This window comes from Mesobacillus maritimus, assembly GCF_023715205.1.
In the GTDB taxonomy this organism is placed as follows: domain Bacteria; phylum Bacillota; class Bacilli; order Bacillales; family Cytobacillaceae; genus Mesobacillus_B; species Mesobacillus_B maritimus_C.
Map to the genome: position 1 here is coordinate 1 of NZ_JAMBNR010000019.1, position 26,474 is coordinate 26,474.

The following is a 26,474-nucleotide window of genomic DNA, read 5'->3' on the forward strand; positions in this document are numbered from 1 at the left end:
GGAAGCGCGGTGACGTGTGGAGCTGACTGATACTAATCGATCGAGGACTTAACCAAAAATAAAAAGCGGAAGAAGCCCGTTTAAACCGCTAGGATGTTGGAGCTCTCGAGAAGAAGTCGCTTTTTGACTTCGCAGGAGAGAGCGAAACAGCCGTACGGTTTGGCTTCTGGAGCTAGATTGCGAAAAGCGAAGGCGACTGTTCAACTTCGACAGACGTTGGAGAGCCGGCCATGCAAATCCCGATTTTGGATTTGTTTGGACGGATTGAAACGGCCGAGAAGTTAGGAGCCGTAGCTAGACAACGATACTCAACTTACTTTTCTTCTTACAAACATTATCTAGTTTTGAGGGAACAAAGATTTCTGCGAAAGCAAAATCACTTTCCTTAAATGAATAGTCTGGTGACGATGGCGAGAAGGTCACACCCGTTCCCATGCCGAACACGGAAGTTAAGCTTCTCAGCGCCGATGGTAGTTGGGGGATTCCCCCTGTGAGAGTAGGACGTCGCCAGGCAAAGAAAAAGCAACCATGTCGGTTGCTTTTTCTTTATGTCCGTGAGGATAGTTGAAGGATTTCCCCTTATGAGAGTAGAACGTCGCCGCGCAAAGTAAAAACACAGATTATCTTGTTAACGGGTTCGTTTTGGAGAGAAAATTGCTAATAACAAAAATACATATCTATTAGCATAGAATTCAACAACGATTTAGCATTATAAATCGCAAGCAAAACGCTCAGAGTAATTCTGAGCGTTTTTTAGTGTCATTTTTATAATCATTAACCTTTATTTAATGCTATTCGATAATAGATTCTCAAAATTGTAAGAACCATTCCGATAATGAAAACAATTGCCAATAAGAACATTGCGGCTGGGAAAAGACCGAATGCATCAAGCGTGGTCGAACTGTTGTTTTGTAACGCTGGAACAATAAAAAACAACCAGCCAATTAATAATGTTGGAATCAATTGGGGAGTTAAACGAAGGATAAATCTCCAAGTAGGATGTTGTTTGCGTTTATCCGACCATTTTTTACTCCTCAGAAATCCTCTAATTCCTAAAATCAAATAAATGAGTGTGATAACGCCAAGAGAAAAATCAATTATTATAGATAATGGAGCTCTTATTTCTGGTTCTTTCCCTTCGGTCAATTGGATGATACCTGAACTAATCTCATAAGCGTGTTCAAATGTAGGGGTAAAGCTATTTAGTAACACTGCAACGGCATAGCCACTACTTGGTATAATGTCTTGTTGTGTTTGATACGTTGATACCACTCCGCTATGTGAAATTCGTGCTGGCTTCACATTAGGTGAACTTAACTCCCAACCAAGTCCGTATTTTTTGTTTTCAAGTTGTGGTGAATAAGATTCTTCTAATAATTTATTTGAAATTAATTGATCTCCTGTTCTAGTTTTTCCTGCGTTCGTTTGCATAGAAAGCCATTTCCCCATATCTGATGCTGTTGAAATGATACTTCCTGCCCCCATATTCATCGCTTCAAGCTCAGTCCAAGGTATTGCAGATCCATATGCTGTTACGTATCCTTTTGGTAATCCTGGTACAAAATCTCCAGAGTTCACAGTAGTGAGTGAGTCATTCATTCCTAGTGGAGAAAATACCTTTTGTTTAAGATATCGAGAGAATTCTATTCCGCTTACTCCCTCCACTAAAAGTGCTAGAACCCAATAATTTCCATTGCTATAATAGTATTTCTCTCCTGGGTTTGATTGAAGCTCCCAATCATTCAAACGTTCCACACCCGCTTTTAGGTTATTCGCTGGTGGAACAATAGTCGGGTTTGGAATACCTGATGTATGGCTTAGTAGTTGACGTATTGTAACATCTTTCCATCTTGAATCGTCAAGTTTTACCTCTGGCAAATAATTCATTACTGGGGCATCCAGTTGAATTTTCCCTTCATCAACAAGTTGTAAAACAGCAAATGCAGTAAATGATTTGGAGGCTGAACCAATTCTCATTAGCGACTTTTCAGTTATAGGTTTCCCTTCAGAATCGTGACCATATCCTTTCTCATAGACTAATTTACCGTCCTTTACAACTACAATCGATGCACCAGGTAGCCCATTTCGTTCTATATAGTTCGTGACAAATTTATCAATATCTTCCGTTTTAAAAGGTTGAGCAGCTTGGACACTTACAGAAAAGGGAAGATGAAACATCGGTGTTAAAAGGATTATTAACAGAAGAATAAAGCTTAATTCCTTGGTATTTAATATTGTTTTCAAAAAAATTTCCTCCATAAATTGTATATGTTTTAAATTCTTAATGTGTAAAGTAATCATACAAAATCGTCTTTATTAGGTTAACCTGCTTGAGGCTAATTATTTTCTAAGACTCTAGTCGTATTTTTATAAGTGATTGAGATGTAAATAATGATTTGTCTATGTGTTGTGAATGACTTTCTTGGTCGTCCATGCTTTGGGCACACTTCCAATCTATTTCATTTGGGCTCATTGTTTTGAATCAAATTTACATAATATTTTGACTAATATTGGAATGGGATCTAAGTACAGCCTAATATATTAGGAAGAAAGCATGACCAACCAAATTAAAGAATGGAAAGGGGCAAAAAAATGAATCGCAAATCGCTTCAAATTATTGACTTAAGTTCACCGTTGGATGATCGCGTGAAGGAGCCGTATCCTGCAGAAATTGTGTATGAAACACACAATCAAGGTGCGGAACAAGCTGCAGCGTTATTAGGATTAAAGGCGGGCGATTTTCCTGACAGTCAGGCATGGGCAGTAGAGACGGTAAAGCTCACAACCCATACGGGGACTCATGTTGATGCACCATGGCATTACGCAGCAAAAACGGCCGGAGAAAAATCACGAACCATTGATGAACTTCCACTTGAATGGTTTTACGGAAATGGAGTCCTCTTTGATTTTAGCGACAGAGCAGCAGGATATGAAATCACGGTGACAGACTTGGAAACTCAGTTATCAGAGATGAATTATGAATTGCAACCGTATGATATTGTCTTGGTTCGAACCGATGCAGATAAGCGTTTGTTCGAGAACGATTATGCTGTTTCTCATGCAGGTGTTTCTGCAGAAGCAACAAGATGGTTGATTCAACAAGGCATTAAAGTGATGGGGACAGATGGGTGGGGATGGGATATTCCACTTCCGATGCAAGCAGCGGATTATAAACAGAATCCTCGTGATGGGGTTCTCTGGGCAGCCCATTTCGTTGGAAAAGAAGCAGAGTACTGCCAGATTGAGAAATTAGCAAACTTAGAAAAACTTCCAAAACGAACGGGTTTTACGGTAGCGGTGTTTCCTGTGAAAATCACTGGTGCGAGCGCAGGGTGGGCAAGACCAGTTGCGATTTTCGAATAGGGAAGAGGGGAAGTATTCGATGTTCATGTGGTATTCATATTTAGTATCTTTATAGCGAGGGGTATTTAAGTCGGATTGGTTCCTTTGGACTGTGAGTAGATTAAGGGATTCGAATATTTTAATGGCTTTGGTTTCAGTTGCTTATAAAAATATTATGTAACTTTAGTGGAACAAAGAAAGGAATGTTTTCAATGAAACTTACAAGCTTTATCAATCCTAAAGGAGAAAAACGAGCTGGTTGGGTCGAGAACAATCTAATCTACGATCTATCAGAATCTAGTAACGGAGTGTTGCCAGACAATGTGCTCGATTTTATTAAACATCAAGAAAGATACTTCCCGATTTGGCAGCAATTAAAAGGAGACCGTGCTGGAGGATACGATTTAGAACAAGTTACCTTAACAGCGCCGTTGCCTAATCCACCTAGTGTTCGTGATTTCATTGCGTTCGAAGAACATATGGTTAATGCCGGCAAACGCGTTGGATTGCCGGTTGCCCCCGAGTGGTATGAGATTCCAGTGTTTTATTTTACTAATCATATGGCGATTCGTGGTCCTAATGAAGAAATAGAAAGACCACCACACTGTAAGTGGCTAGACTTTGAATTAGAGATTGCTTGTGTGATCGGGAAAGAAGGAAAGAATATTAAAGTGGATGAGGCAGAAGATTATATCTTTGGGTATACAGTTTTAAATGACTGGTCGGCAAGGGATTTGCAGGCTAAAGAAATGAAAGTTGGACTTGGGCCTGCGAAAGGAAAAGACTTTGCTAATTCGATCGGCCCTTATCTTGTAACAAAGGATGAACTTGAGCCTTACCGGGTCGGGAATCGTTATGATTTAACGATGTCAGCAAAAGTAAATGGGAAAATCCTTTCAGAAGGGAATAGTAAAAGGATCTATTATACGTTTGGCCAGATGATTGAACGAGCTTCGCAGGGTGTTACGTTATATCCAGGAGACATCATTGGTTCCGGTACGGTCGGCAAAGGCTGCTTGTTGGAACTAGGACCAGACGTTCATCGATGGTTAGAACCAGGGGATACGGTCGAGTTGGAAATTGAGGGGATAGGGAAGTTAGCAAATAGAATTATTTAAGAAATCAGATCATACTGTTTCGGTTTAACATAAAGGGTTCTATTCTCAGGGGACTTTTTTAAAATGACGTGTGAAATTGGCATACGTCATTTTTTATTTGGGGGCTTATGCAAAGAGAATAGCACAGATGTAAAAACTGAGGAAAAAGTTGAAGTACATGAAAGGCGAAAAAAATATTAGAAAAACAATTAATGCATCCTTTTTTATACAAACCAGAATGGAAAAGAAGGATTAAAATGAGAGTGTTCTCAGGTGTAATCCCTCTATTTCCTACTACTTTATTGATTGAACAAACTTTGGCGATTCTTCAATAATGTTTAGAAATAGTAACTTGGCTCCATCAAAATTATGTTATCCTTTGAAAGTAGATACATACAAGTATTAGGGGGGAGTAGATGGAAAACGAAAAGACAAAAAAGAATTTTAAGATTTTCCTAGCTGCAGTAGTAACGATTAGCTTAGTGATAAACCTTTTGTTGATCTCAAAAGTGAATGAGCTAAACAATCGAATCGATTATGTCTCATCTGAACAACAGAATCTCCATCATTCCGTCAATAACCAATCAGGCGAGGTCCAACAGCTTTTCAATCAATTCAAGGAAGAACTGAGTTGGCTTGGTCCAGTTGAAATGAATGTGAATACAAATGCATTGGGAGAAGGACAAGCACAAGCTGTTTTTAAGTGGCAAGTAAAAGAGAGGCAAAGGGATTCAAAGGTTTTCTTTCATTATGCAACTGGAACGAATACCGAGTTCAAAAAACTACAAGCGGAAGGGGGAGAACAAGGCCTCTTTCAGGCTAAGGTCCCCATTACGGTTAAGTTAGAACCATTATGGGATGTGAAGGTACTCGAATCTGGCTCAAATATGGAAGAGATGAGCGAAACAGTGAAGGAAGAGCAACTATACTCTTTGAAGTATTTCGTTTCAGTAGAATCTGAGGATAACGTCAAGAGTAGTGAGGTTCAGTCGGAATCGCTCGATTATTTGGGTACAAACCAATATGGCATTCTTCAAGGGGATATACATAGCCGTGGGAAGAAGGCTAGTGTGACCCTTATGCAACACAAAATAAGTGGCGAAACCTCTGTTATTGAAGAAGCTTCTCTTCTGAAATATCAGGATGGTACGTTCATAGGGGAGGAACTATTAAAATTGGAGGAAGACCAAGAAGACAATTTCCGGCTTTTTGAATTGCATGAAATCAGTCCATACGAAGAGGATATGCGATTTGTCATCAAAGTCGTCTATCGAGACGGAGCTGTTTTTGAGAGTGAAGTTATTCATTAATTTGGAGATTATGAGAGAAGGAAAATACAAGTGCCAAAGTGATTTATAAGAAAAAATAGGATGCCGCAGCATCCTATTTTACTTTTACACAGATTTCATTAAAAGTCTGCATTTCCAGGTGTACGAGGGAATGGGATGACATCGCGAATGTTCTTCATTCCCGTTAAATACATGACCAGACGTTCAAACCCAATTCCATAGCCTGAATGCTTTGTACGACCGTATTTTCTTAGCTCGAGGTACCACCAGTAATCTTCTTCAGCCATCCCAAGTTCTTTTATTCTATCTGCAAGAACTTCTTCTCTTTCCTCACGTTGGCTTCCCCCGATTAACTCGCCAATACCTGGAACCAAAAGGTCAGTCGCCGCTACTGTCTTGCCATCTTCGTTCGCTCTCATATAAAATGCCTTAATTTCTTTCGGATAGTCGGTTACAAAGACAGGTCGCTTGTAAATTTCCTCGCTTAGGTAACGTTCATGTTCCGTTTGCAAATCCGTTCCCCATTCAACAGGGTACTCAAATTTCTTAGCGGAGTTCTTTAATAATTCAACCGCTTCGGTATAAGTGACTCTTCCGAAATCGGATTCAGATGCAGTCTTCAATCTTTCAATTAGTGTCTTATCAATAAAGCTATTAAAGAAGTTCATTTCTTCAGGTGCTTGTTCAAGAACGTAATTGATCACATACTTGACCATTTCTTCCCCGAGGTCCATGATATCCGGTAATTCTGCAAAGGCAACTTCCGGCTCAATCATCCAGAATTCGGCCGCATGTCGTGCCGTATTCGAATTTTCTGCTCTAAAGGTAGGACCAAAGGTATACACATTACGGAAAGCAAGTGCAAAGCTTTCCGCGTTTAATTGACCGCTAACGGTTAAGTTGGTTTCTTTGCCGAAGAAGTCTGCATTGTCATCCACGTTTCCGTCTTCATTTTTTGGAAGCTGTTTCAGATCCATGGATGTCACACGGAACATTTCCCCAGCACCTTCTGTATCGCTTCCAGTAATAATCGGTGTATGGACATAAACAAAGCCTTTTTCCTGGAAGAATTTATGTATGGCATAAGATGCAAGAGATCTTATTCTGAAAACGGCTGAGAAGGTATTGGCTCTCGGACGTAAATGAGCGATGGTTCTTAAATATTCAAGAGAATGTCGCTTTTTTTGTAATGGATAATCTGTATTAGATAATCCTTCAACAACAATTCTTGTCGCTTTAATTTCAAAAGGCTGTTTCATTTCAGGAGTTGGGACAAATTCACCTTCTATTAAAACAGAAGAGCTAATCGGTAACTTCGTAATTTCTTTGAAGTTCTCTAGCGTATCCTCAAAAACCACTTGTACACTCTTAAAAAATGTTCCATCGTTTAACTCCATAAAGCCAATTGATTTGGAATCGCGAAGAGTACGGATCCATCCTGAAATTTGAATCGTTTTGTCTGTGAAATTTTCTTGATTTCTGTATAAATCTTTTACTACGGTCTTGATCATAGTAACCTCCATACGGTATTTTTCAATAAAAAAAGCCTTCTATCCCCAAAGAAAGGGACGAAAGACTAACTTCCGCGGTACCACCCAAATTGTCATAATATGACCAACTTCATACTGCTTATCCCAGTCAATAACGTTCTGGTAACGTCTAAGCCTACTTGAGAATATCTCTTTCGGTTAGAACTCAGAGGTGTTCTTCATTCTTGCTTCATCTTCAGGCTTCCACCGTCCCCGAATCGCTATAGAGTCTAGCAAAAACTACTCTCCTCTTCATCGCTTTAAGTATATAGAGTTTTTTTAATTATATTGTAATAATTTATCACAAAATATCATTATTTGTCTAGTTTCCCCAAAAAATAATGGGGAATTCTTAGGAATCACTGAAAAACAGGATTGAGCGATAGACAAAATAGTTAATTTAAAAGCAACTGATATCATTGGGTTAGAGATCGATTAAGAATAAATAGTGTTAAGAAATAGGAACAATGCCTGTAAGTAGGGACGCTTCATTCTCTATTTAAAATTTAGTTTTAACACAGAACAATGATTCGATAAGGTGTTGTTTGGGCGGGGATACTTTTGGTGGATGGACCATAAATCACAATTAAATCTCGGTTCGCTGGATTTCTTGAGAAGGGTTGCCCATTGGTTAATAAGACTTGCGTGTAGGAAGATAAATTTAATTTTAACTGTCCATCTTTACTCACGAACTGCTGATTAAAGAATTCAACTTTAACATTTTGAAAAGGGGAATCTTTTACCATTATGAGCGCACGATATTGTGGGGGATAAATAAGGGGAACAGGTGCATCTCCATCATAATATCCAGTTATTCGATCTCCGATTGCCACGATAACATGGTCTACAAAGTAAGTGGTGGGTGTAACGACGAAATTTACCACTGACCCCATTTCGTTTTCTACGGTGAATAATTTATAGCAACCTTCTCGATTTTGCCCGATGTTAAAGTCTCGAATACTCGTGACAATCCCTTGAAAAGAATAAAAATTAGTCATTCCCATACCTCCATTATGACAGGCTCTCTAGCATCCATCTTAAAATCAGAGTGATATCTTGTGTACACAATATGTAGGTGAAAACCTATGTGATTATTTGAATGCCTAGAAATGGATGTTTTCTTTTCATTGAACAAATGTACATGATGGCTCCAATTTTCCAAGGACATTTACTAGAAACCTACGATTTTAGGCTAAGGCACATTTCTGAAAGAACAAGCTACTAGGATAATGCCTAAAGAATAGGATGATGTGAACTTACTAAAGTTAGGAGTGCTTCCTATGTATCCAAGTCATGCTCATCTATATAATCAAGAACCATATCAATGGGACCCTTATTTATCCTCCAGCCCCTATCAAGAATATATCCATTACAGCCCAGGCGTTGATGAAAGACAATTTGGCCAAATGTTACCTCCAATCGGGTTGCCACCAGGACTATCAGGACCGCCAGGGTCTCAACCTCCGTTTGGACCGCCCGGTCAAGGCCAAGCGGGTGGACCACCAACCTCACCACCGCCGTCATTTGTTCCGGCACAAACACAACAAGTCGGAACCTTTGCTGTCGATCCAGGTGGCATCAGAAGATGTTTATTCAGGTATACGTACGTATGGCTAAGAGGCTTTGAACAATTTTGGTTCTATCCAATCTTTGTTGGTCGAAACTCTGTCGCCGGGTGGCGTTGGACTGGGTATCGATGGGTTTATTTCGGAATCAGCTTGAGGCAAATTCAATCGTTTACTTGCGTTTAACCATGAATATTCGTTGGTGTAAGATTTATAGAATGCAAAATTGCGATACTTTAAAAGGGTATCGTTTTTTCATTCATTGATAAAACTTATTGTGAACCAGTAACGTTGAAGTTACCGGTGAAATAAATGTTGGAGAAAAAGTGATTTTTGAATAAGGCATTTATTTGTTCAATTGAAGGGTGCTTCAGTTTAATTAGCTGCTAACGCAGCGTTTATTATTGTTTATTCGATTTAGGTGGCAGGTAAGCGACAGAAGAGGAATTGGGCACGTCAATGTAGAATTCTTAGAAATATTGTGTGCTGGTAATTATAATTGATAAATTGGGGAGTTCAAGAATGAAAACTGACCACTTGGTTGGGAAACTTTGACCACAAATCTAATTTTTAGAGGGGTTAGACGAATAAACATAGGGTGTGGCTAAAAGGCTCGACCAATCACATAACAAGATAGACAGTCAAATCTGATGGTTCTCTTAAACATCGGGTCAGGATAGTGGTAGTAGAAAGATAGAGTTAAAGATGCTGTTTCATTGTAAAGGAATAGAGTTTCTTATATTCAACTTTTTTTAAAAATGTGAGGTAACGATAACGATGAAATATAGTAAAACATATATTGATAACTTTTTTACTAACATTAATGATTATCATTCAATGGTTGAATTGTTAGTTATTGCCTATACAGAATTTAGGGAACGAGACACCTTGCCAGATTGGTATGTTGAATTAAGAGAGATGATGAATTGGCAAGCACAGTCCGAGAGATCAGGTGTTTGTACCTATTATGAAACACTAAATGATGTTTCAGCTACCATCGTTATTCGCAACCTAGAAACAAAAGAAGAAAATGAGATTCTCACTATGTTTAACATGGGGATAAACAAATATAATGATGAGACCATTATGGAACACATTGATCAATGGATTTTGGAGAATGAAGAAAAGATAGAAAAATATTTAATGAATCTATTAGTAATCAATAAAGACTGGTTTTATCGTATTTAACTTGGGTTCCTTACTAATGGCAAGTACTGCTAAAGGTTGTGGAGTATATATGGATAAACTGGACCAAAAGAATATGCTATGGAATCAACTCCATAAAAAGTTATCTGTTTTGGGTTATAGAAAAAATACATCAAGACAATCTTTTTGGAAGCCATTTGAATTTGGAAAAGTAGCGATTCATGTATCTTTTATAAACCACCATGATGACTTTGATTTAACTGTGGATGTCGGGATTCGGTTTGACGTACTGGAAGAAATCAAAAATAAACATCATACGTTATTAAGTGCAAAAGAGAAAAACCAAACTTTCAGTATTGGTGCAGAACTCGGTCATTTGTCTGAAGGGAAAATGAAAAGGTGGACAATAAACAAAGAAAGTGACATTGAGCTAATTTCAAACAATATTTATAAAACGATTGAAATAGTTGCATTTCCCTACATTGAAAAATACTCAATTATGGAAAATGCTTTTAAAGGGTGTCTGGACGATGGGAAAGAAAGTTGGTTTCTAACAAGTATTGATTGTAAAAGAGCCATGAACGCTGTTGGTTTCGCTAAAATTCTGAACAAAACAGATCAGATTGATGAAATCATTCGAGACAAGATTAAATTTCTTGAAGAGAAAAATGATTTTGGGCTTCCTTTATTTAAGACGTTTGCAAATGATGTTCGAGGAAGTATAAGTGCTAACGGGTAGCGGATCAATAACAAACAATCGCTTCCTCTTATTAAAGTACGGGAAGGATCCTTCAATAGGGAAGGGACCTTTATTTCTTTGTGTTTTTAGAACGTCTTGCTATAATAAATACTACAGTTGTAAAAGTAGGAGGGTTCTCATGAAGGGGATTCCACAAATATCAGAAGCAGAATTTGAAGTGATGAAGGTTATATGGGACTTTGAGCCGATTTCGACTCCTGAGGTAGTCGAGAAATTATCGAATAAAAATGATTGGAAGCCTAATACCATTCACACCATGCTGGCGCGCCTAGTTAAGAAAAAGGCCTTACAGGCAAGGAAAGATGGCCGCGTGTTTGTTTATACTACACTTGTTGAAAAGAACGAATATGTTGAGCATAAAAGTAAATCCTTTCTTCAGCAGTTCTTTGGCGGCACTTTAAATTCAATGGTATTAAATTTTATTGAAAATGATAAGTTATCGAAAGAAGATCTTTCGGAGTTAAAAGAAATACTTTCCAAGCGGGACAAGAAAGGGGAAAAATAGTGGATACCATCATGCTGCGGATTTTCGTTAGTACAATCGTGGTATCCTTCCTGATTTTTGTCATTTTACTCATCAAAAAACTATTAAACCCTCATATGACGGCGAAAGCCCATTATCAAATTTGGTATTTCCTTTGCATACCTATCCTTGCGGGGTTCTTACCTTGGAATACTTTTCGACTTGGAGAAGGAATTCGCTATTTTAAAAGCTTCCTTTTTATGCATAGTGACGAGCTTTCCAAGAGTGATAGGATGACTGGAGTGGATGCCACTCAAGCACCAAATAGTGATTTATTACATGATTTCACGGTATCGGTTAACAAGTCAACGCCCGATTTCATCTACCAAACCCTTTTTATCGTTTGGATGATTGGAGTGGTTCTTTTTGTTGTGGCTGCTGTTTATTCAAACTATCAAATCCATCAAATGAAAAAGTCAGCTGCGGCTGTACATAACCAAAAGTTAATGGAACTATTAGAAGCGTGCAAAGAGTTGGTTGGGGTGAAAAGAAACATTAGGCTGCGGGAGACCTTGCTTATTGCCTCGCCGATCACGGTGGGGATTTTTCGACCTTATATATTTTTATCAAGCAAAACACGAGAAGATACCTCATTAAGTGAATTAAAGTACGTGTTTTTGCACGAGCTGCAGCATCAGAAAAGCAAGGATTTGTTTGTGAATTACGTCATGTGGTTGTTTCGTATTCTTTATTGGTTTAATCCGATTGTTTGGTATGCCATAAAAAGGATTCAACTCGACCGGGAATTAGCCTGTGATGCTTCCGTTTTAAATCTCTTGGAGGAGCGTGAATATATCGAATATGGCCATACCATCATCCGATTTGCAGATAAGAAACATGATCAAACCCTTGGACAGTTTGCGCCAGGGATCGGGGGGACGAAAAGGCACATCAAACAAAGAATCCTGTCTATTGCAAGCTTCTCTAGCGAATCTCGATACTTAAAATGGAAAAGCAAGGTCATCTGTTCGATTTTAGGAATGGTCGTGCTAGTCATTACTCCAATGACCACTGTTATTGCTAGCCCAGATGATGTATATCATTTTAACGGGAAGAATGTAGTGTATGAGGATTTAAGCTCCTATTTTGAGGGGTACAAGGGCAGTTTTGTTTTATATGATTCTTCTAAAAATCACTATCAAATTTATAATCGTGAGCTGAGCCAGCAAAGGATTTCTCCTAATAGTACCTATAAAATCTATTCTGCCTTATTTGCATTGGAATCCAATGTGATTACCCCGAATAACAATGAACAGGTTTGGGATTGGAAACCTCACCCCATTCCAGAGTGGAATCAAAATCAAAATTTAGCGACCGCTTTGAGCCATTCCGTGAATTGGTATTTCCAGAATACCGATCGAGAGGTAGGGAGAAAGAAACTGCAAGAGTATTTTCACAAAATAGAATACGGGAATGAGGATCTTACAGGGAATTTGGACAGCTACTGGATGGAATCTTCCTTAAAAATATCACCGATTGAACAAGTTCTATTATTATCCAAATTAGGAGAAAATCAGTTGGGTTTTAAAACTGAAAATCTCCAAGCGGTAAAACAGGCGATATTCATAGAGGAGCAAAAGAATAGCATGTTGTATGGGAAAACGGGAACCGGTATGATTAATGATAAGAATGTAAATGGCTGGTTTATTGGCTTTGTTGATAAAGATGAAGATCGTTTTTATTTTGCAATTAATATTCAAAATAAGGATGGTCAGGCACAAGGAAGCAAGGCAGCGGAGATTGCCAAGCAGATTCTGCATCATAAAAAGATCTATGAATAAAGAACCTAGAGAGGCTGGTCCTTCCTTTTTAGGTTTTTCTGGCCCTACATACTACATTTGTAGTATGTAAGCTATAATATACTACTTTTTCTTACTAAAGGAAAAAGACAACAAAAGGAAGAATTGAATTGACACCTAATTATTACAAGTGTAGTATTAATCACGAAACTTAATACTACACTTGTAATATTAGGTGGTGCATAAATCAAAATTGGTGAAAGGAGGAAATTCAACCCCTGCATTTTGGGTAGAAAAGATCAAATGAGTTATAGATAGAAGATGTGCCGCATGAAGATTTCATGGTGCATGAAAAACAGGAGATTAGTAGAAAACGTGTCGCATGAAAAACAAGAGAATAATAGAAAACGTATCTTGTGATTGTCCAAATGCTTGCTCCTTCACTATCATTCACTCTGTCCTGGTATACGAAGTTCATACATCATTTTAAAAATACTGCTGGTCAATAGTCAATCTTGTTTGCCAAAACATAAACATTAAAATGAAACCCACTTAACCGATTACTAAAAGAAAGGGGTAAAGATTTTGAAGATAAAACATAATCATGACAGAATGTATCGTATTATAATTTCTCTGCTAGTGCTATTGGTTGCCATTGTATCCCTAGGCGGCTGGTCTATGAGTAACCATAGCCTTTTTGACAAGCCAGGAAAGGCGGTCAAGAAAACACCTAAATCCCCTATACACCGTGAGTTTGCAGAACTCGAGAGAAAATTTGACGCCCGGCTCGGGGTCTACGCGATTGATACAGGCACCAATCGGACCGTCTCCTATCGACCACATGAGCGTTTCGCTTACGCATCTACATACAAAGCTCTGGCCGCGGGTGCATTGCTGCAGCATTACTCAATAAGCCAACTCGACGAGTTAGTTACATATACCAGTGAGGACCTCGTTCCGTATTCACCTGTCACAGAAGTTAAAGTAGATACCGGGATGACTCTTCGAGAAGTGATAGAGGCTGCTGTTCGATTTAGCGACAACACCGCAGGGAACCTTTTATTAGAAAAACTAGGAGGTCCTGAAGGGTTTGAAACAGCACTGAGAAAGATTGGCGATAATGTTACCCAAGTGGATCGCTACGAAACGGATTTGAACTCAGCCGTTCCTGGGGATATTCGGGACACTAGCACACCAAAAGCACTTGCTACCAGCCTCCAGGCTTTTGCAGTAAGCGACTTGCTCTCTCCTGAAAAACGGATGCTCCTGATAGATTGGATGAGGGGAAATTCCACTGGTAATGAATTAATCCGTGCTGGTGCACCAATAGGTTGGGAAGTTGACGATAAAAGCGGGGCAGGGAGCTATGGAACACGTAATGACATTGCGATTGTTTGGCCACCGAATAGAGCTCCCATTGTGATTGCCGTTCTATCCAGCCGCAATACACAGAATGACGCCTATGATAATGCACTTATAGCAGAAGCTGCCAAGGTCGCACTTAATTCTCTGAGGTGAATTTAATTAACAAAATTCTCCATTGCATCAGTAAACAGACCGGTCATTTTGTCGTCTTATACACACATATCAGGAATACTAAAAGGGGGGGAATCATGAAGATTCCCCCTGTAGATCAGAAGACAATAGGGGACAAATCGATGAAATGCCCAATACTGCCCGTTTTGTCTAGAGTTTTAGATTGATAGAAAAAGGTTAGGTTACATCCCTTTTTGGGTTATCTTTATTTCCAAAGCTCAGGACCCAGATAGGTATGACCTAGAAAATGCTCATTTCTTCTGCTGCATTTTCGTTTGCCTGTTCCAGATACAATTCCGATACTTTTATATCTGCTGCAATTAACGGATGGTGACGAAGGGTGCGAACAATCTTTTCAACCTGATCGGTTAAGGAGTTGCTGCCTTCTAACCATTCTTTTAAACTCTGTTCAGGAAATTCAGGTTGGCAATGGTTCAATAGATAATCTAATGTTGTTCTTTTCTCTTGTAACTCTTTTTGACCGTATATTTTAGTAAGTGCGTCTTCTGAATCCTTTTGACTATCTTTTGAGGAAACGACAACGATTTCTTCAATGTTATGCTGATACACATTTATGATAATGTCTCTCATCAGGTCGCCAAAAGGTTGTAAAAAGACTGGCCCATCATTTTGTAGGATGATGATTTCATCTCTGTTAATCGAAGTCGATCTTTTTATAAAACCTTCACATTCGGACTCCGAACCGATCACAAAATATAATGTTTTTTTCTTTTTATCTCTATTCATCACATACACTCCATAAAAATTTGAGATTTGTTTGCCTCCTAGACAACGTTCATATTGAATCGTCTGAGTACTTAACTTGAACTACGAAGGATTATTGTAATTTACTTTCTAAGTCCTCTGACAGCTTGAAAACCATCACTCGTTCTCCGGTGTTTGTACTGATATCCGTGAAAAAACTCTTTACAGTGGAACCTGTTATATTGAAAATAATCTCCTTTAAATCTTCAATTCCTGATTCCACCAAACCGTTTCGGTTCTCTTTTATGGATAACAAACCTTCGATATTCTGACAGAGAGAATATTCAGCAGGCGTTAAGATCCCGCGTAAATCCACAATAATCATATCTCGTAAAATATCGGTTTTCACCGAAACGGACCCACGTCCAAGGTAACTTTTTTCCCACTGTGTTAAAGCTTGGCTGATTTCAGCTTCAAGCGTTCCTTTTGATTTTTTATCCATTTCTTTGTTCCCCCTAATACAAAACATATAACAATAATTGTCTTTCTTTTTAAGTAGGCTCTTTTCTTGAATTTGTTGCTTTTGAAGCAATTAAATGGGCTATGTAATATTAATGAGAAAAGAGCTTCCAAACTTTAAACTTTACTACCTTATGAACTTTTAAAATTGGTTCTAGAAAAATCATTTTATGAAAACAGCTTTTTACATAAATGCTTTTCCTAGTATGTACATCTATGAAAGATGATTATCTTCCTGATAGAACTTTTTATCATGCTATACGTGACGATCATTCAGTAGGGGATAGAGCAACCCTCCACTGAATGAAGTTTCACCATATTTTGACCATCATGTTGGTTCCCACTCCCGGCACCTCGCTTTCCTGAGGGCAGACCGGAAGTCTCCTTGTCATTTTTTATCCTAGTTTATGACCAGCTCTCCCAAACTCCTTCGTCATCAATCGAAGCAAGCCGAATCCAGCCATTTTGAATTTTTTGCTGAAAAGCAGGCTGCTGTTTTAATAACTTTTCAACAGATTCTTTTGGAGCTTGAATCACCACTAGCAATCGAAGGGGAGCATGATAAAGCTCTTCGTCAGATTTCATCACAGACTGCCAAGGAAGTCCGGATAATAAATCACTCGCATTTCCTTGCATAACACCGATTCCGGAAGTGACCGTTTGCGTCGCCTTATTTCCACTTCCATAAAAATGGGGTGCTACAGTTGACGCGTAATATTGTAGGTTAATCCATTGAGCAACCGTCACAGGGCCAGCGATGATGTTTTCTAGTGTACGCCCATTATGATCATTTTGCCAGTTATAGTTATGAAGGAATGCGCGGCCTTCTAAGTTGAGATCGCGGGTTAGCATGCGGTCTCCAATAATAAACGTGGCGTTTCGTGCGAGTCCCCATTCGGGGCGAACCTCGCTCCAATCTTCTGTTTTCGTTTGTGCTTCATCGCGACCATTCTTCCTGTTATTCCCGATCTTTGGCAGGTTTATGATTCTCTCAGAACTTGCTGCTTCACTGACTTTTGGCAACGCCTCAGTGATTTGGTCAAAGGCGTTTTTCGCTGCTTCTGAAAGTTCAGGAACATAAAGCCATTGTAGCTCATCAAGGGAGGTGATATGCTCCGCTGCCGCAAAAACGGTCTCTTTCGGAATTGTAATGCCCTCAGTCGCGAGACGTTGTCTCACTTTTGGTAGATTGCACAAAGTGGCCAGTACTCGAGCATTAAACCCACTAGACGCGCCACCACATGCACCACAGTCGAGGGCAGAAGCATAAGGATTGTTTGTGCTATGACTTCGATGGCCGCAAATGACCACCAAAGGTGAGAAGTGGTCCGTCAGTCCCATCATCGTTAGAGCTTGCTTTGCATAAAACACTTTTTCTTCATCTGTAAACCCAAGTGGCAACTCACTATCACATGTATGGACATGGTCAAGTGTTAATTCAGTAGTAGGTTTCCGAATCAAGGTGTTCCGAATTTTACCAAAAGCCTCTCCTGTTTTACGTGGCATCAAGCTTCTCGCCATCATTTGCAAGCTAAGCCAAGGGCCACTGATCTCTGGTAGCAACAAACTACTTAGTAAGTTCTGTTTCATTGTTTTAAAAGTAGTGCTAAGTGAATGGGAAACCTGCTGTTGTTGGTTATATTTTTCGAATTCACTATGAGATGAGGTTTCTTTCACTTTATATTTTGGTTTGAACATAACCGGTAAGGAGTTATGAGTATGGCTGCTGCCAAGTTCGTTTGTCTCAATTGGCAAACCGAAAAACCCAGCCGTGCCAAACGTTTCAAACTCTCCAGCTTGTTCTAGTTTGCGTCGAAAAGGCTCTGAGCGAACATCAATGCAAAAAACAAATTGCGCTAGGGGAGTCTGTTCTTCTTTTAAGGGTAATGGCTGTGCTGTCAGCATGGTTTTAACATGATCTTCGTAGGTTTGTTCCCATGCTTCAAGCCAAAGTCGATTGCGGGTCACCTGATCAAAACGGTAAGCAAGCGTCAAACGCGCTTTTATTTCACTAGAAGACATTTGTGACCACGCGTTGAACGACATTTCCCCCCAAGTTAGCCAGTCAGCAATCAAATCTTCGGTCATAATGATTTTCGCGATGCTTTGTTCAGGAATCGGAAGATAAGGTTCTATCAATGCATATTCCATCGAAACTCGAACAGCCAAATACTCCGTTAGCAGAGAAGAATTGTTGGACGATTGTTGGGAACGCCACAACATCATGCCGGCCCAGCCTGGTAATGCAAGTAAATGTGCTTCTAGATACTCTTGCACTTGAGAGTAGGGGACATTTAGTTTTAACAAAACTTCCTTCAATGCCTGCTCGGCGTCTTGAGGCAAATCCCTTAATTGTTTACGGATAGTTTGACGAAGCTCAGGGTCAAATTGGACCAGTTTCCGCCATGCTTGATAAAACCCTTCTTCACGATGTGGCATCGACCATACCGCCTGGGACTCATCTAAAAACAACTTGCACCACTTGATCATCTGGTGATCAAGCTCTTTCCCCAGACTTTCATCTCCCATTTGTTCGAAAAGCTGGCTATACGTTCTTACTGAATGTTTTTCCGTTAGCATAGGCCCAAAATGGCTTAGCTTGGTTGCCAGCTTTTTCAACTTAGCGACTGATACTGGTTTTGGTTTTCTGGTAGATTGTATAAGAGCATTTCGACAGAACCGTTCGGCCACCTTGCGATCGAGTTTAAGAGATTGCGAGTCAAGCCAGTGGTTCAATCCTCTTTCTAAAAGTTCATCTTTAATTTCTCCTTGCTTCTGTGCCAATTGAAAAGCGGAATATCCGGGATAAAGATCAAGGTCACCAAAGTCCTTGAATCGGCGTGCGACCTGTTCAAATGTTTGTTCCTCCAAGCCTACCCAAGGATTTCGGGCCGCAAACGTGTTAATCGGACCAAGCGGGGAGATTACGTTACTGGCTAATGTTACGAGTTCGCTTAGATCCGCACCAAGGTAATCAAATTCTTTTTCAAATTTTACATTTCTATCTAACGGTAATATGGCGTTCATCATCAAATCCCCCTTTAGACATTGATTTTTTTTAGGGCTCTTTTCTCAAACTTTGTAGTTTTTAGAGATAAAATAAAAAATATCAGCTTTGCTTTCTCTAACAAGCAACTTACATCACGAGAAAAGAGCCAGCAAACTTAGTATGAACGAACAAAATGGCTTATTCAGCGTTAAAATCGGCTTTAGGATTTTAACAACAATCTTTACGAGAGAAGCCTTTTAAGTGAATAGGATGGTTTTCTACCATTTTCGTTTGAGGCTCTCCTAGGCGAATGAGCCATAGATATAGGATGGCAAATGCTTTTGACGAAGGATTTCGAGCAAGCCAGACACTAACTAGCAGACCAGCTAACAAGATCACTAGGAATACAAGAGCAACAGGTAAAGATGGTTGCACACCGTTCGGTACAGCTGAATGTAACAAACTTTCAAAGACAAAATGGATGCCTGTGTACACCAATGCCACACCGACAAAAAGGATGATTCCAGCCATGCGTCCGATTAGTCCTTGCCCAGAAAGAACGAGTTGTGTCCAAGCAATATAAGCGGACCATCCTAAAATGAAAGCACTGACCAATAGATATCCGTTACCAGCTGAGGTGAACCAAAAAGTCATCCCGACAAGCACACCTAAAAGCATTCCAGAGATTCTTCTATTTAATGCAGGCAGTCCTAGTAACTGGAGTTTTGGATTTTTCTGTTGAATCGCCGAACCAGCTTGTAAAAAAAGAGTCGATTTAAATAATCCATGTAACACGGCGTGAATCATCGCGGCCAAATATGCACCCAACGCACACTGAATCAACATAAATCCCATTTGCGCAATCGTCGACCCAACCAACTGTCGCTTATAGTCCACTTGAACCAACATAATGCCTGTTCCCACTAAAACGGAGATACTCGAAAGCACAAGAAGAACAATCTGTGCCGCATCGCCGTTAAAAAGAGGGGAGAAGCGAGTTAAAAGAATTCCACCTGCATTCACGATCCCTGCATGCATGACAGCAGAAACAGGTGTAGGTGCGACAACAGAGTTTAATAACCATCCTTGGAACGGCCATTGTGCGGCTGGAATCATAATGGCCACGATTAACAATAGATTGATAGAGGTCTTCTCAAATGAATCTAGTTGGGTAAGACTATTTGGAGTTAAAGCAAGCGATAACTCCCAGTGGCCCGTGGCCTGCGTAAGCCAAATGACCGCTACCAACAATACAAGCCAACTCCCTGCAAACAATTGGCCAGCTTGCTTCGCAGCGTTTCTTGCCACTTGCCATTCTTTGTTTAATCGAATGAGATAGGTAAGTCCTAGAAGAGTTGCCCCCCAACAGATGACCATCAATCGAAGATCATCACTTAGCCAAGCGACGGAATCAGCAACCGTAGTGAATGTGAAAAAAGCGAAATATTTCCGATATGCATAATCTCCATGTAAATAACGAACACAATAGCGTTGTAGAATTAAACCGATGGTTAGGACAAACAACGCAATCAGCCAGGATAACGCATCAAGTCGCCAAGGACCAAGCGTCACACTCTCCTGATTGGAAACAAGTGCCAACAAGGCAATGAGTGGGGGGAGGGAGATGAGCTTAGTGTGAATCCGAACAAAATTCACCGGAACTCTTGGAAATAATAAGACTAATGCACTCCCAACAGAAACCCCGAGTGATAAACAAAATAAGATAAACATGTGCAAAGAATCGAACATTCTAATTTCCTCCCATTGACTTTCAAGGATGGAAGCAACCTTGATTGAACCTTTAACAATTGCTTCATATGTAAATTTCATTGATTTAATAAGCTTCAGAAAAAGGCTGTTTTCTCTCTTCAAAACAACCAAAGTTTGAGAGAAAAGCCGTAAAAAAATAAAAAACCGACAATTTTATAAGTCAATGGTCATACGACCCCATTAAACTTAAAAAATTGTCGGTTTACTATCAACGAACCAGTATAGGTTTTTTAACAGTCTACCTCTATATTTTATTTCTTTTCTAACAAACGGAAAACCGAATCAAATGAACCTCTATAGTAATAGATTTATTTTTTCATATAGCCAACTGGTCAACAATTAGATTATTAACTACATGCTAAAATATCTACATGATTATACAAGTTGTTCTTTGAATATACTACTCTTTTTAAAACAACTCGTCAAGGGACAAGGGGACAGGTACATTGTCCTGGTTTGGTGGGAGGTGGGGGAAGTGCATTGTCCTAATTGTTCATAAAGCACGTTCGAACTAGGTCTTATAGTTCATCGATTATAAGTGAAAAGGGATACGATCGAATTGGAGTTCGAGACTAGAGATAACCAGGAAGAGGGTTATAGAATAGTGATAGGAAGATTCGTCGCGGACTTTAGAGACTAAGTTGAATAAAAAAGGTTGGCCACAAAAAAAATAGTTCTTTTGGACCAACCTCTGGTTTTATTAACTTATTTCCGCTTCCCTTTCAGATCAACGCCAATCGCAGCGCCGTTTCTGCTCGAATCGGCCACGCCTTTAAACGTTCCATCAGGATTGATCTGGATGCTTTGGACGTTCCCGATCGTTGTCGGGCTTGTTGCAAACTGATGTCCCATGTCATTTAATTGGCTAATGACAGCGGCTGGGATTTCTTCTTCATAACGATAAGAAGAAGTGCTGTTCGTATAAATTCGTGGTTCTTCAATTGCTGCCTTTAATTCCATGTCATAGTCAATTGTATGAAGAATCGTTTGGAGCACAGAAGTAATAATGGTGGCTCCACCAGGAGAACCGACTGTCAATACAGGTCTGTCATCATCAAATACAATCGTTGGTGTCATACTGCTAAGCGGCCGCTTGTTTGGTTGAACCTCGTTTGCACCACCTGGAACAGCATCAAAATCCGTCAATTCATTGTTTAACATAAATCCATATTCAGGAACCATAATGCCTGTTCCGAAAACTTGTTCAATTGTGGTCGTATACGAAACGACGTTGCCCCATCTATCCGCAACCGTGAAGTGAGTGGTCTCACCATCCGTCCGATCGTTCGGCTGACTAGTAGGCTGATAGTTTGCCTGTGCATTTTCATATTTCCAAGGATCTCCAGCGGTTACGTTTGTGTTCATTTCTTCCAAACTAATCAATGCTTGCCGTTCTTTTATGTAATCTGGATGAAGCAAGCCTTTAAGCGGAACATTTACAAACTCAGGGTCGCCTGCATAAGCGGCACGATCGGCATAAGCTAAATGCATCGCTTCCGCAAGCAAATGATACTTTTCCGTTGAACGGACATCATATTGCGAGAGATCAAAATCATCCAACATCTTTAGCATTTGTAGCAAAAACACGCCGCCAGAGCTTGGAGGAGGCATGCTCGCAATTCTGTACCCTTTATAATCTCCCCAAATAGGCTCATCAATGGTGACATCATAGTTGCTCAAGTCTGACACTTCCATTGAACCGCCGAATTCTTGGACTGTCTCGGCGAGGGCTTCGGCAACTTCTCCTTCATAAAAAACATCTGGGCCATTTGAGCGAATTAACTTTAATGTTTTCGCAAGGTCCTTCTGAACGAGAAGATCTCCTTCTTGGAGAGGGGCGCCGTCATTGAAGAACACGTCCTTTGCCGCAGTCCTTGATAGTTTTTCTTCGTTAGACGCAATCGCATCTGCGAGGACCGATTCAATCGGGAAACCTTTATCTGCAAGTTTAACGGCCGGTCCAATTAATTGCTGAAGTGGACGAGTTCCCCACATGTCCAGTGCGGTTTCCAGTCCTTTTAAGGTCCCAGGTACTCCGACAGCGGTTCCTCCGGTCGCTCTTGTTCCAAAAGGAATCGCATCGCCGTTTTCATCTAAAAACATATCTGGCGTTGCTCCAGCAGGGGCCCGCTCGCGGCTATTTACAATGGTTGTTTCTTTTGTTTTTCCATCATACACCATCATAAAACCACCGCCACCGATGCCAGACATCATCGGTTCAACGACGGTTAACGCGAACTGAATCGCAACCGCGGCATCAATGGCATTTCCACCTTTTCTAAGGACCTCAGCCCCGATTTCAGAAGCCAGTGGATGTGCCGTTGCCACCATCCCATCTTTGCCAACGTCTACCTGGCTATATTTTTCATAATCCACGCCAGGTTTTTTCGCTTGGCCCGTTAAAGGGAGTGTTGCCACCAACAACAATGCACTCAATAAAAATGTAAAAGTAACGCGCAAAGTTCTCTTCATCTTTTCCATCCTAATCTAAAATCCTTACACCCCTAACGTTAAGGAGTACAGGGATAGGAGGCAAGTTTTTATTTTGATAATTCTGAATTTTAATTCCTTTATCCTAGTCATTGCAACTGGTATTGGCTCTTTTCTCCTATTGGTTTCCAGAATGTTTAAAAGAAACTATACTGATCGAAAGCGATAGAAGAAGGGATAGGATGGCCTTTGCGCTCTTTTTATCTTGCATGAACTGGAAGTAAGACCTCTACATCAAGACTTGAAGATGACCAATAAAGGATAAGTGGGGATGGAGAAAACCCCGACTGAATGAAGTTTCACTTTACAGAGGTTGATGAGAATTGGGTCCCTAGTTTTTACATTTAAATATGGTACAATTTTATTGGAATTTTCAGCAGGTCGTAATTAAGGGTTAAGGATGTTCAATAGGACGATGAAGAAAAAGGAAGTGATCTGAATAGTGAGAAATAACGCTAAGCAAAACCGAAGACGTACAAAAACCTTAAAGAAAACGCCATCCCCATCCGTTTTACGAACAACAAATGAAAAGCAATTTCTTAAACTAGTAGACGAGATTGGAACGAGGCGGGCCCTTCAGTTAATTTCTAATGACAGTTCACTTACTGAAGAAAATAATCAAAATGAAAGAATAAATGAGCTTGAAAAACGGGTCAAAGAAATCGAGGGTGTCCTACAAGAAATGCGAAATGAGAATAGATCAAAGAAAGCTTTTCAACCACCACAATCCTTGAGAAGGGGGTTAGAGGTCTTTCATTTTTGGAATCAAGTCCTCAGTGAAATTCAAACGGTGGTATCGAAGCCCTCTTATGATACATGGATCAAAGGCACACTTGCTAAAATAGTGGACGAGGATACAATTGTAGTTCTTTCAAAAAATGAATTTCAGTCAGATTGGCTAGAAGGGCGTTATAAGGATACAATCTTCCATGCAGTAAAATCAGTTGCGGGACGAACGTTTGAGCTTGAATTTGCTGTTAATGAAGGGGAATATTTTGAAGGGTGAACGACCGTTCGAAAAGGAAAAGTGGAAGAAAGTGCCCGGCTCTTATCTTCAACAAATCCCGAGTCGCAGCTTCCCAGTTGAAATGGTACGCCTCTTCAAGGAAAGGGTAGTTACAAGGTAGTCTAAACTAGGTATAATTTAAACATCAACTTCTTTTGATTATGGGGAGATATAAGATGGATAACACATTATTGTTAGATTTGATAAAAAAATATCAAGATACTGAAGGACATATCTTTTATCAATTTCATAATTCAGATTATTACCTTCAGAATGTAGTTACTTTTATAACAACAGGAGTTAAATTGGGTACCCATATTATTCTGATTGAAAATGATCGGAATTTCATCAGAATAAATAAAATGTTAAAAAGGGAACTAAGCCAAGAAGAATTCACTAAAGTTCATTTTATAAACAACTTTGACTTTTATTTTAAAAATAAATGTTTTGAACCTCAACGGGTCTTCGCTCATTATGAACAAAACATCTTGCCTTACTTAGAAAACAATGTCCCTGTATGGACTTGGGGACTAGTGGAATGGAGCGATGATCATGAAATTATAAAACAAATTGAGGAGTATGAAAAAAAGGTGGACCGGTTTGTTAACGATAATGGATTAATATCAGTTTGTGCTTACGATGGGAACCGAACACCTCATACCTTAAATGAAATGTTAATAAGGTGTCACAGTGTCATGCTTACGGATGATACCATTGCGTTTCCTACCAAAGTAACAGAATAGCTAATTTCAGGTTTTAGGGTGCAATTTGGTAGCCCCTTACTGTGAGAGATGTTGATTAGCACAAACTTTATAGGGAGAATGATGAGAATCGAAAGTAGGTCTTCTGGGACAGAGGGGCGGTTCACATGCACTATGGACCAGCGACAAGGCTGAACGGAACCGATGCCCTTGTCTATGATAATAATTATCGTAAGAAATCGACTAAGCTACTTCATGCTTAGTTTCCTTTTTATCTATTAATGGATTCCTTATTCTGTTATCAATAGAAACTTAAAGTCTGATACAGGATTTGGACAGCCTGTTTCGTTTCCGGTCCGAGGTATCCTTTGTCCCATGCCAGGGTCAAGGTTGAACTGAAACTAGGTCCTTGCTCATGTCCTTGTTCCTGAGAAATTATTGTAAAAAACCAGTAAGCTACTTTTGGGTAGCTTACTTTTTTATGTATTAATAGATTTCCTTGTTCTCGGTATAAGGGTAAACTCATGTCTGACACTAGATTTCTTCAAATTGGACAGCCTGATTTTCTAATAAGTGGTTAATAGTTTAAGCGTGTCCAAATTTTATACATATATTATCCTTGTAAGAATCGATTCTTCACTATTCTTTATAAGAAAGGGGGAGTGGCAATGGAACTAGGTCTAGTTACTTTCCTAGTAGTGGTATTGTTACTAGTTGCATGGCTCTTAGTATCGATTCTAAGTCCAGGTAGCGATGAAACTCAAAATGCCCTTCAAGCTGCAGTTTGTAGCATACTTGGATGTTAGTTTTTTAACGGCTGTATTTAATCATTGAATCAGCTAACAAAACAAAAGGACTCTAGGGTGATGAACCTAGAGTCCTTTTTGTAATAATGAAAAAGGGGAGTGGTAGTGTGCACAATCCTACGAAGTAGACTAGTGGAATGGATAGATTCTTAAAGGATGTTTTCGTTAAGAGTGTTGTTAAAATCCTAAAGCCGATTTTTAACGCAAGAATAGTGTTTTCTTATGTTGAATTCAGTTTGTAAAGTTCTTTTATAAAGTTATTCTTGCGTAAAACCTGGCTCATTCAGTCGTATTTTGTTCAAAAGCAACTAATTTTGAGAACTTCTTAAAAAATTCCGAAGAATTTTTTACTGGTGCGTTTTTGAATGTTCAAGACAGCTTCTTTTATTTCCTCATTTTGTTCTTTTATACGCTGTAGCTCTTCCTTCACCTGTGTTAACTCAGCTTGCATCTCTTCTATTTGTTTGCTTAATTGGGGCTGTTCGGATTTTTCATTTTCGACGGTTTGGAGAGGCTCTTGCTGACGAGGGGAAAGTTTTGCGAAATCAATCACAGATTTCATTACATTTTCATTCGCAACAAGGTTGGAAGCCAAACTAACGACTTGTCCGATATCAAAATTTTGATCCTTGAAAAGGGTGGACGCTACATTTTTTAGCTCGTCATTCGATATTGGTGTACGACTAGGATCATGTTGTTTATTGTCATTCTCTTTTTCCTGCAATCTAATCATCCTTTCTATAAGTTGTCTGTTTATAACTCCTTTACTAGTGTATGACTGCGGTTAAAGGTGGGGTGGACTTTAAACTAAAGAAAGGAAAAAAATGGACAAAAATGTTATTCCAATTTACTGGGGAATATATTGTGATTCTTTCCCATATTTGTTCACCTTTTGTGAATCATCCATCATTGTTTTAACTTTATAGTCAAATATAATGGTTTGGCCCACGCCAATTACCTGC

At 39.5% G+C, this 26,474-nt stretch carries 21 protein-coding genes, 1 rRNA gene and 1 other annotated feature; of the genes, 13 read left to right on the forward strand and 9 right to left on the reverse strand.

What is annotated here, in order from left to right; genetic code table 11:
• Window positions 1-397 precede the first annotated feature (397 nt).
• Window positions 398-513: ribosomal RNA gene (rrf, locus tag M3182_RS21785) — 5S ribosomal RNA — on the forward strand.
• 261 nt (window positions 514-774) lie between these two features.
• On the opposite strand, the gene M3182_RS21790 is transcribed toward rrf, so the two are convergent.
• Window positions 775-2,244 (reverse strand): serine hydrolase domain-containing protein, encoded by a 1,470-nt coding sequence (locus tag M3182_RS21790; protein WP_251560049.1) that lies wholly within the window; start codon window positions 2,242-2,244, stop codon window positions 775-777.
• Window positions 2,245-2,592: 348 nt separating this feature from the next.
• Between M3182_RS21790 and M3182_RS21795 the strand changes: the two genes are divergently transcribed.
• The 3 genes from M3182_RS21795 (at window position 2,593) to M3182_RS21805 (ending at window position 5,749) form a co-directional block, all read left to right on the forward strand.
• A complete protein-coding gene (locus tag M3182_RS21795) occupies window positions 2,593-3,363 on the forward strand; it encodes a cyclase family protein (protein WP_251560051.1) in 771 nt (256 codons plus the stop codon).
• 191 nt (window positions 3,364-3,554) lie between these two features.
• A complete protein-coding gene (locus M3182_RS21800) occupies window positions 3,555-4,460 on the forward strand; it encodes a fumarylacetoacetate hydrolase family protein (RefSeq protein WP_251435865.1) in 906 nt (301 codons plus the stop codon).
• Between the two features lie 395 nt (window positions 4,461-4,855).
• Window positions 4,856-5,749 (forward strand): hypothetical protein, encoded by an 894-nt coding sequence (locus tag M3182_RS21805; protein WP_251560053.1) that lies wholly within the window; start codon window positions 4,856-4,858, stop codon window positions 5,747-5,749.
• Window positions 5,750-5,847: 98 nt separating this feature from the next.
• Here M3182_RS21805 and asnS read toward each other — a convergent pair whose 3' ends face one another.
• Both asnS and M3182_RS21815 read right to left on the reverse strand, forming a co-directional pair.
• Window positions 5,848-7,239 carry an asparagine--tRNA ligase gene (gene asnS, locus M3182_RS21810; RefSeq protein ID WP_251560055.1) on the reverse strand — a complete coding sequence of 464 codons (1,392 nt, stop codon included), beginning with the start codon at window positions 7,237-7,239 and terminating at the stop codon, window positions 5,848-5,850.
• Between the two features lie 50 nt (window positions 7,240-7,289).
• Window positions 7,290-7,522 (reverse strand) — a binding site (T-box leader).
• Between the two features lie 247 nt (window positions 7,523-7,769).
• Window positions 7,770-8,255, reverse strand: coding sequence for a hypothetical protein (locus M3182_RS21815; protein WP_251560057.1), 486 nt, complete (start codon window positions 8,253-8,255; stop codon window positions 7,770-7,772).
• A gap of 282 nt (window positions 8,256-8,537) precedes the next feature.
• On the opposite strand from M3182_RS21815, the gene M3182_RS21820 reads away from it, so the two are divergent.
• From M3182_RS21820 to bla, 6 genes are all read left to right on the forward strand, one after another.
• Window positions 8,538-9,008: a hypothetical protein gene (locus M3182_RS21820; RefSeq protein WP_251560059.1), complete on the forward strand. Its 471-nt coding sequence runs from the start codon at window positions 8,538-8,540 to the stop codon at window positions 9,006-9,008.
• Window positions 9,009-9,599: 591 nt separating this feature from the next.
• Window positions 9,600-10,010 (forward strand): hypothetical protein, encoded by a 411-nt coding sequence (locus M3182_RS21825; RefSeq protein WP_251560061.1) that lies wholly within the window; start codon window positions 9,600-9,602, stop codon window positions 10,008-10,010.
• Window positions 10,011-10,026: 16 nt separating this feature from the next.
• A complete protein-coding gene (locus tag M3182_RS21830) occupies window positions 10,027-10,707 on the forward strand; it encodes a hypothetical protein (protein ID WP_251560062.1) in 681 nt (226 codons plus the stop codon).
• A 139-nt stretch (window positions 10,708-10,846) separates the two neighbouring features.
• Window positions 10,847-11,233, forward strand: a complete 387-nt coding sequence (locus M3182_RS21835; RefSeq protein ID WP_251560064.1) for a BlaI/MecI/CopY family transcriptional regulator — start codon at window positions 10,847-10,849, stop codon at window positions 11,231-11,233.
• The gene (locus tag M3182_RS21840) at window positions 11,233-13,032 is read left to right on the forward strand and encodes a BlaR1 family beta-lactam sensor/signal transducer (protein WP_251560066.1); all 1,800 of its coding nucleotides are present in this window, start codon (window positions 11,233-11,235) and stop codon (window positions 13,030-13,032) included. Before M3182_RS21835 ends, M3182_RS21840 begins: the two co-directional genes overlap by 1 nt.
• A gap of 570 nt (window positions 13,033-13,602) precedes the next feature.
• Window positions 13,603-14,508 carry a class A beta-lactamase gene (bla, locus tag M3182_RS21845; protein WP_251560068.1) on the forward strand — a complete coding sequence of 302 codons (906 nt, stop codon included), beginning with the start codon at window positions 13,603-13,605 and terminating at the stop codon, window positions 14,506-14,508.
• A gap of 258 nt (window positions 14,509-14,766) precedes the next feature.
• On the opposite strand, the gene M3182_RS21850 is transcribed toward bla, so the two are convergent.
• The 5 genes from M3182_RS21850 to ggt all read right to left on the reverse strand — a co-directional run bounded on the left by M3182_RS21850 (window position 14,767) and on the right by ggt (window position 22,981).
• The gene (locus tag M3182_RS21850) at window positions 14,767-15,273 is read right to left on the reverse strand and encodes a carbonic anhydrase (RefSeq protein ID WP_251560070.1); all 507 of its coding nucleotides are present in this window, start codon (window positions 15,271-15,273) and stop codon (window positions 14,767-14,769) included.
• A gap of 91 nt (window positions 15,274-15,364) precedes the next feature.
• Complete coding sequence (locus M3182_RS21855; RefSeq protein ID WP_251435900.1) at window positions 15,365-15,733, reverse strand: Na-translocating system protein MpsC family protein; 369 nt, start codon at window positions 15,731-15,733, stop codon at window positions 15,365-15,367.
• A gap of 422 nt (window positions 15,734-16,155) precedes the next feature.
• On the reverse strand, window positions 16,156-18,783 hold the full coding sequence (locus M3182_RS21860; protein ID WP_432806729.1) for a DUF2309 domain-containing protein: 2,628 nt from the start codon (window positions 18,781-18,783) through the stop codon (window positions 16,156-16,158).
• Window positions 18,784-18,967: 184 nt separating this feature from the next.
• Window positions 18,968-20,488 carry an NADH dehydrogenase subunit 5 gene (locus tag M3182_RS21865; RefSeq protein ID WP_251560074.1) on the reverse strand — a complete coding sequence of 507 codons (1,521 nt, stop codon included), beginning with the start codon at window positions 20,486-20,488 and terminating at the stop codon, window positions 18,968-18,970.
• 726 nt (window positions 20,489-21,214) lie between these two features.
• Window positions 21,215-22,981, reverse strand: coding sequence for a gamma-glutamyltransferase (gene ggt / locus M3182_RS21870; protein ID WP_251560076.1), 1,767 nt, complete (start codon window positions 22,979-22,981; stop codon window positions 21,215-21,217).
• 460 nt (window positions 22,982-23,441) lie between these two features.
• Here ggt and M3182_RS26425 point away from each other — a divergent pair, with 460 nt between their 5' ends.
• The 3 genes from M3182_RS26425 (at window position 23,442) to M3182_RS21885 (ending at window position 25,512) form a co-directional block, all read left to right on the forward strand.
• Complete coding sequence (locus M3182_RS26425; RefSeq protein WP_251560078.1) at window positions 23,442-24,005, forward strand: DnaA N-terminal domain-containing protein; 564 nt, start codon at window positions 23,442-23,444, stop codon at window positions 24,003-24,005.
• A 176-nt stretch (window positions 24,006-24,181) separates the two neighbouring features.
• A complete protein-coding gene (locus M3182_RS21880) occupies window positions 24,182-24,748 on the forward strand; it encodes an MEDS domain-containing protein (RefSeq protein WP_251435915.1) in 567 nt (188 codons plus the stop codon).
• A gap of 626 nt (window positions 24,749-25,374) precedes the next feature.
• Window positions 25,375-25,512 carry a hypothetical protein gene (locus tag M3182_RS21885; protein ID WP_251435918.1) on the forward strand — a complete coding sequence of 46 codons (138 nt, stop codon included), beginning with the start codon at window positions 25,375-25,377 and terminating at the stop codon, window positions 25,510-25,512.
• 325 nt (window positions 25,513-25,837) lie between these two features.
• On the opposite strand, the gene M3182_RS21890 is transcribed toward M3182_RS21885, so the two are convergent.
• The gene (locus tag M3182_RS21890; protein ID WP_251560080.1) at window positions 25,838-26,236 is read right to left on the reverse strand and encodes a hypothetical protein; all 399 of its coding nucleotides are present in this window, start codon (window positions 26,234-26,236) and stop codon (window positions 25,838-25,840) included.
• Between the last annotated feature and the right edge of the window lie 238 nt (window positions 26,237-26,474).